This window comes from Siphonobacter sp. BAB-5385 (genome assembly GCF_002261125.1).
GTDB lineage: Bacteria > Bacteroidota > Bacteroidia > Cytophagales > Spirosomataceae > Siphonobacter.
In genome coordinates this window covers 1-6,165 of record NZ_NMPS01000032.1, presented here as the reverse complement: position 1 = coordinate 6,165, position 6,165 = coordinate 1, and the positions used below count along the sequence as shown (strand labels likewise).

The 6,165-nt window shown below is 48.8% G+C and carries 7 protein-coding genes; all 7 read right to left on the bottom strand.

Annotation, left to right across the window (positions count from 1 at the left end):
- Positions 1-104: 104 nt before the first annotated feature.
- Positions 105-332: a hypothetical protein gene (locus BWI93_RS02745; protein WP_094808641.1), complete on the bottom strand. Its 228-nt coding sequence runs from the start codon at positions 330-332 to the stop codon at positions 105-107.
- Positions 333-1,215: 883 nt separating this feature from the next.
- Positions 1,216-2,112, bottom strand: coding sequence for a MarR family transcriptional regulator (locus BWI93_RS02735; protein ID WP_094808639.1), 897 nt, complete (start codon positions 2,110-2,112; stop codon positions 1,216-1,218).
- Between the two features lie 20 nt (positions 2,113-2,132).
- The gene (locus BWI93_RS02730) at positions 2,133-2,744 is read right to left on the bottom strand and encodes a hypothetical protein (RefSeq protein WP_094808638.1); all 612 of its coding nucleotides are present in this window, start codon (positions 2,742-2,744) and stop codon (positions 2,133-2,135) included.
- Positions 2,745-2,922: 178 nt separating this feature from the next.
- Entirely contained in the window at positions 2,923-4,008 is a 1,086-nt protein-coding gene (locus BWI93_RS02725) for a hypothetical protein (protein WP_094808637.1), read from the bottom strand.
- Between the two features lie 23 nt (positions 4,009-4,031).
- Positions 4,032-4,688, bottom strand: coding sequence for a DUF4494 domain-containing protein (locus BWI93_RS02720; protein WP_094808636.1), 657 nt, complete (start codon positions 4,686-4,688; stop codon positions 4,032-4,034).
- 457 nt (positions 4,689-5,145) lie between these two features.
- Positions 5,146-5,469, bottom strand: coding sequence for a hypothetical protein (locus tag BWI93_RS02715; protein ID WP_094808635.1), 324 nt, complete (start codon positions 5,467-5,469; stop codon positions 5,146-5,148).
- Between the two features lies 1 nt (position 5,470).
- Positions 5,471-5,902, bottom strand: a complete 432-nt coding sequence (locus tag BWI93_RS02710) for a hypothetical protein (protein ID WP_094808634.1) — start codon at positions 5,900-5,902, stop codon at positions 5,471-5,473.
- Between the last annotated feature and the right edge of the window lie 263 nt (positions 5,903-6,165).

Here is a 6,165-nt window from a genome sequence, read left to right as displayed (position 1 = left end):
TTTTTGGTGCGGGAAACAGATCGGATTGATCTCTGATTCACTGACCGCAAAGCCTGCTTTAGGCGTGTGAGCGATCTTGTTTTCTAAAAACTGTTGGTAGTTACTCACAGCTGACCTCCTTTCTTGAATACGACGGTCTTGGTGAACGTCAGACGGAATTCATATTTGCGTATCAGAAAGCCCAGACCTACCCACACTACGACCGTGATGACGAACACCAGCGACCAGATGATGATGTTGTACCATTTGTACCCGGCTTTCTTACGAGGTGCCAGGGGCGTAGCTACGTGAGCAACGGGCAATTGATTGGATTTTGTGATTGAAGTGATCATCTTTGTGTTTGATTATTATTTTTCGATTACATGGAATCCCTGACTGTGCTGCGGTCGGGGATTTTACTTTCTCATGTCCGGAGCCTCGGAAGGGAACTTGATAATGTTGAACATTTCCCGAAGCCGGCTACGGATGCGTAACCCGTACATCTCTTCGATCTGCTTGGAAGTTAGATTGGTGGTCAGATGCACCCGTCCCTTCATTTCTGTTCGATTGTACACCCGCTGGATAATTTCAGCCATCACGTTACGCTTGTTGCCGTAGCTGCTGGCTGTCTCCTCCGTACCCAGATCATCATAGCAGAAGCCATACGAGGTATCACCGTTGAAAGGACTAGGAACCCCTTTGGCCAGACTCGAGTACTTGTCCAATGCGTCTGCCCCATCCTGGGTGTAATGGTCTGAGATTTCCGAGCAGGGCACCACCAGAAAGGAAGCTGAGGGGTTGGTACGGAAGGCCTTGAGAATGTAGGTCTTACCTCTACCCACCTTGCCGTGAATCAGTAGTCCTTTATTCAAGTCCAGCCCGAAGGCTTCAGCTCTGGGATCCCGGGTGAAGTACATGGCCAGAGCCTGAATGATTTCCCAGTTGTGATCCGTGACCACTAGCGGCGTGCCCAGCTCCCGCGTTTTTTTGAGCAGCCAGGCGTGATAGGTTTCAGCCGTGAACGTGGGGTACTCTATTGGCCTGCTGATCTGCTGGTTGTAATTGATTCGGTTAATCAGTCCAGCCTTTTCTTTGCGGGCCGCATCCCGAATCATCGCGAGCCTGTCCAGATATTGCTTAGGTAATGCTTTCTTTTGCTCACGAAACAAACGCTTCACTTTGGCCACTATCTTTCGATCTCCCTTATCAATTCGTACCTGATCGGCACTAACGGGCTTATAGCTCCCCGAACTCGTCGTCACTGGGCTGGCCGCCTGGAGGCTTGAGGCCGCCGTGGCTTTGGAATCTTCCGTTGCTACGGCCACTGAATACTGGCGAGTAAACTGGTTGATTGGCTGCATGGCCTTGATTGTTTAGCTGTTCCTGTTTTTTGGGTAGAAACCGGGTAATCCAGTCTCTGAAATTGCTGCGGATATCGTCTCCATCCCTCCACCCCGGCTTTTCGTTCTGAATTCGCTTTCCTTCGATGAATTCATTCAGGATACTTTCAAAGTCGGGGTAGGTCTGCTCCAACTGGTAAGCTTTAATCTGGCGATTGGCGAAAATCCTGCACATGTCGTTTGAGGTAATTTCGCTGGCCACCGCTTGCCAGACTGGCGGCAGTTGGGGGTGGTCCGCAACCGGGGGCTTTTCTCCTGGAGATCTTCCGATTTGAAAGCCATCTGGTTGAAAGTTTTCCACACGCACGGCGGGGGGTGTAGGAGGAATATTTTTTAAATCTTTTTTATCTTCCTTATATAGGCTATTATCAGATTGATAAGAGGCTATTATCAAATTGATATGACCCTCTTGCGTTTTTGATAATAGGGGGCTATTATCATATTGATAGTAGGCTATTATCATATTGATAGTAGGGTACAGCCGCCGCTCGTTTCCCTTCGCCCGAATAACCAGCTTCCGAATCGTCCCCATATCCTCCAGCCGCTTCAGGATCCGGCTCACGTTGGGTGGGTCCATTTGAAAGACCTTACCCAGGTCACTGTTGCTCTCGCTACAGTAGCCTTTCGACTTGGATAAGCCAATCACATGAGACAAAATCATCTTGTCGGGAAGATTCAAACCTGCCAGCTCCAAAATGCCTCGCGGCGTCCATATTCCCGTGTAATTGCTCATGTTAAAAACACTAACGCTTATTAGTATACGCGTTCAATTGTAATCACCGCCCGTAAAACCGCCTTTTGCTCAAATACGATTACAGTTTGCTTGGGATCGATCCTTAAATACTCTCCCGCTTTTTCCCAGGCATCGGATTCAAAATCAAACTCCTCCGGCATTAGTGTTTCAGCCAGTTGGATCCGATAGGTCGAAGCCTTCTCACCACCAATCGGTATTTCGCCGCTATCCACCTGCTTTTGAATGGCCTCGACATCCTCCTTGTCAAAGAAAGTCCTAGATCCTGTTTGCTTGCTAAGAAGCGGTTGAAGTGGATTTACATGTACTTCGGTCGGTGGATGGGTAGCCAGGGGCTTTCCGTCGGGAAGAATCTCCATAAGCCTCTCAGCACGTTGCAGTGCATTTAGTTTTAGAATGTCCGGACCAAATACGTAACTCGGTGTTTCCTGCTTTCTGGACATGGTACTGTTGTCCTTGACAATGAACTTAGCCGCCAGCATTGCCTTGAGTGTGCCCTCGGGTAATCCATGCAGCCGGAGTTCTTTCTCCATGGAGATTTGCTCAGGAAATCCGGTCGATAATTTCTTTTGCAGGAAGTTCATGAACCCCTGCACATCGGGTTGCTTGTCCATGCTTTTGATAGAAAAAACACCCCTTTTTATGGCAGCTTTTCGGGGTAGAGGACCCTACTCAGCCACCTAAAAAGAGGTGTCCTTAGTCTAATATTGTTGGTTCTCATTCGGCCCTCTACCTCCCAATGAAATCCGATCATCAAAACTAAATCATATTTTCATATTTGCAAATAAGAACTTACAAATACTTCTCCACCTTTTCCCGGATGGTCTTTGATAATGAATCCAAAATCATTCGTGCATAATCCGTTACGCCCTGAGCATCAACATGAGCTAGTTCGGGGAGATCAAAAGCTTCGATCTGATCAGCCAGCTTCAACAGCTTCTTTTTATCGGGAGCCAAGGCTTTTTGACGGGCGGCGTCGGCTTTCTTTTTAGCCTCTGCCTCCTTTTTCTCCCGGGCTTCCCGCTCAATCCGTTCCTCTTCGTCCTTTTTGGCCTTTACCTCAGCGGCCAGCCGGTCGGCTTCTGCCTTCTCAGCTCTACGCTTTTCGGCCAGCTCCTTAGCTTTAGCATCCGCTACAGCTTTCTTTTCAGCCTCCAGCTCCTCACGCTCCTTACGTAGAGCATCCATTTCGGCCTGCATCCGCTTCCGCTCCTCTTCCTGCTGGGCCCGGAGTTTGGCATTCTCCTCCTCGATGCGTTTACGCTCGGCCTCCAGACGCTGCCGCTCCTCCGAGTCAGCCTTCTCTTTAGCCTCTTTATCCAGGCGAATCTTTTCGGCCATCTGCGTGGCCAGATCCACGCACTGGGAATATTCGTCATCTGAATACGTAACGAGCTGTTCGTGCTCTACTACCAGATTGCCCAGATTGTAAGAAGTCCCGTCGAAAAAGGCTCCCAGGCTCGTCAGTTTTTCCACTCGCGATTTGACAAGTGCGGCTTTCTGCTGAAGCTTATCGATACGAATCCGCTCCTTCTCCTCCTCGTACCGCTTGACAATATCATCACAGTGATCTTCTACGGGAGAAACCAACTTGATCAGGGTTTCAGCCTTTTCTTCCGTTTTTGTGACGGCATCCTTGGCAATCGCCTTGAACTCCTTGAATTTCTTCTGGATGGCAATGCGGGTTTCACGGGCCAGCCTACGACCTGCAATGGCCTCGTCGTAGGTTTTCTTGTCATCCAGCTCGAGTAATTCAAGGCCCAGATATTTCTCCTTATTGGCCTCTAATACCTTCGTATCGACCTCAAAGGCAGATAAAAGGGTATTGGTTACCTGCTCCCCGACAGCTGCGGGGGTAAGTTCTGCTACTGCTGACATAAATAAGAGGGGTTAAAAGGTGGTTAATCGTAATTCACTGAATCCACTTTGGGGTAATTCTGATGTTTGGACCGTGGCGAATAATCCTTGCCGGTCTTCAGAGGCTTTTCCTTTTCAGGTTCTGCGTTCCAAGTGCGTTTCTTTTCTTCGGGAAAAGGTTCATTAATCGACACCTCTACCTCCACGCCTTTTTTTGATAGATGCTGCATAGAATCAAGTAAGTCTTTGGCAATCTCTGCCACTGTATCCGTTCGCTCTCCAGTATAGGGTACCACTTCCAGAATAGGCGTCAGAGCAACATCCGTAATTTCGTAGTCCTCTACGCGGCCCAAAGCCTCCTCTACCCGATCATGGGCTTGGTGGATCGAATCAGCATTTACCAGAAAGGAGGCTGCATTTTTCTTCTCCTTTTTGATTTTTTCATCGAAGGTCGTAATCATGATTTTAACCTTGTACCACTTGACCTCCGGTCCTTCGACGTGAAAAACCTCCTGCACTTTCATGGGTACGATGCTGATCACCCGAAAGTCGGGAGCGTTGTCGCCCAGCAGATCATACAGCCGAGCTTCAGCATCCGTAAACGATACGGCGTCGAGTAAATACGCCTCGGTTACCGTTTGAAACTTTCCGGCGTCGATTTCCTTGGTAAACCGAATCTTTCCTAAAAACCACGTTGCCATACCTTCAAAGTATTTAAGAGTTAAAATTGGTCAGGGAGCCTTAGGCCCGCCAGCTGTTTCTACACGATCCGCCAACCGTGTAGTGGCTCCCTGATTGCGACCGGAGCAGGATTCGAACCTGCATGGATGTTGTGCTGCTCATTTGCTTCTTTTATCCTCGGAATTGCACCGATACCTGTTGCAAGTTTTTGTTATCCGAGGTCTCTTTTTCGCCTCGCTACCCCAGTTGCCATTTCCTGCAACCCTCAGGTTAGAGCATCATCCTACTGCTTAATAGCGTCTACCGTTCCGCCATCCGGTCAAAAGAAACACTCCCTGTCAGCAGAACTATAAGCGAGTGTGCAATCTCCCATACACAAGTATTATTTTGACTCTCTGGCACTTCTGTAGAGCAAAGCCCTACGAAGTGCGTAATACACCTAACCTAAAATCCGCGAACTGCGAAGTGCCAGAGAGATTATTTCGTAACCAGGTAGCAGAGGTAAAAGCCAGCAATCAGGAGAATCGGCCCGCCAATCATGTATAGACCTCCCAGAAAGCATTCACTCAGCTCGTACGTAAGCCCCCAGCACATGGCTAGAAGACCAATCGCCAGAAAGAACAGGAGCAGCCAGCAGATAATGTGGCCCATGTGGTAGAGTACAGGATCCTGATCTTTATCGTCCAGGGGGTCACTCGTGAACACCTGAAGGGAGCGAAAGCACTTGGAGAGGATTTTGACCAGTTCCAGCTGAGCCAGGAAGTCAAGAAAATCGCGTTTGATGATCAGTAGGATTTCCATTCTAAAAGATGTCATCAATGTTGTAAAACAGATTGAACTTTTCGCGAGCATCCACGGCACTGTAAGCCCGGCGGATTTCATGATCCTTATCTGTTTTCTCAGCATCACCGGGTGAAAGCTGAATAAGAACCTCGAACACATTAATACGCTGCTCGACTTCCAGGAGTGATACATGGCTGGGGTCTTTTGCCATATCGGGAGGATGAATTTCACTGTCTAGTTTCACGTACACCCCACCCGGAGTAAGAGCAATGTATTCAAGAGCGATTTGGTGATCTTCGTCTTGGTTGAAAAAGAGCCCCTGCACATAAAAGAAGGCTTCCGTTCTGCCGTCGAGTAGACGTTTGCGTTCTTCACTGATGGCGGGATCCAAATTCTTTTCTACGTCCCAGATGGCCTGATACCAGCCGTTTGCAATAGTCTGCTTTTTCATGCGATTGAAGTGGTTAAGGCCCCGACTCCTTCCGGCCAGCAAAGCCAGCCAGAAGAGGAAAATTCAACCCAAAACCTTTTTCGGTGTTCCTTCCCACGTTCAAGAAGGAGTCGGGGCCGGATGTCTTATTCGGTGATCAGAGCCGCAGGCACTTCTACGTTTCGGCCTCAGGCAAGCGATTGTAATATTTGGAGACAATCCGGTGCATGGCTGAATCTGTCAGCGTCTCAGCCCGGTATAAATGATGGTCACGGGCAAAGTCA

Excerpts from the sequence above, each read along its gene's own strand:
- BWI93_RS02720 (WP_094808636.1), bottom strand. The coding sequence starts at position 4,688 with ATGGCAACGTGGTTTTTAGGAAAGATTCGGTTTACCAAGGAAATCGAC.
- BWI93_RS02715 (WP_094808635.1), bottom strand. The coding sequence starts at position 5,469 with ATGGAAATCCTACTGATCATCAAACGCGATTTTCTTGACTTCCTGGCT.
- BWI93_RS02725 (WP_094808637.1), bottom strand. The coding sequence starts at position 4,008 with ATGTCAGCAGTAGCAGAACTTACCCCCGCAGCTGTCGGGGAGCAGGTA.
- BWI93_RS02730 (WP_094808638.1), bottom strand. The coding sequence starts at position 2,744 with ATGGACAAGCAACCCGATGTGCAGGGGTTCATGAACTTCCTGCAAAAG.
- BWI93_RS02745 (WP_094808641.1), bottom strand. The coding sequence starts at position 332 with ATGATCACTTCAATCACAAAATCCAATCAATTGCCCGTTGCTCACGTA.
- BWI93_RS02710 (WP_094808634.1), bottom strand. The coding sequence starts at position 5,902 with ATGAAAAAGCAGACTATTGCAAACGGCTGGTATCAGGCCATCTGGGAC.
- BWI93_RS02735 (WP_094808639.1), bottom strand. The coding sequence starts at position 2,112 with ATGAGCAATTACACGGGAATATGGACGCCGCGAGGCATTTTGGAGCTG.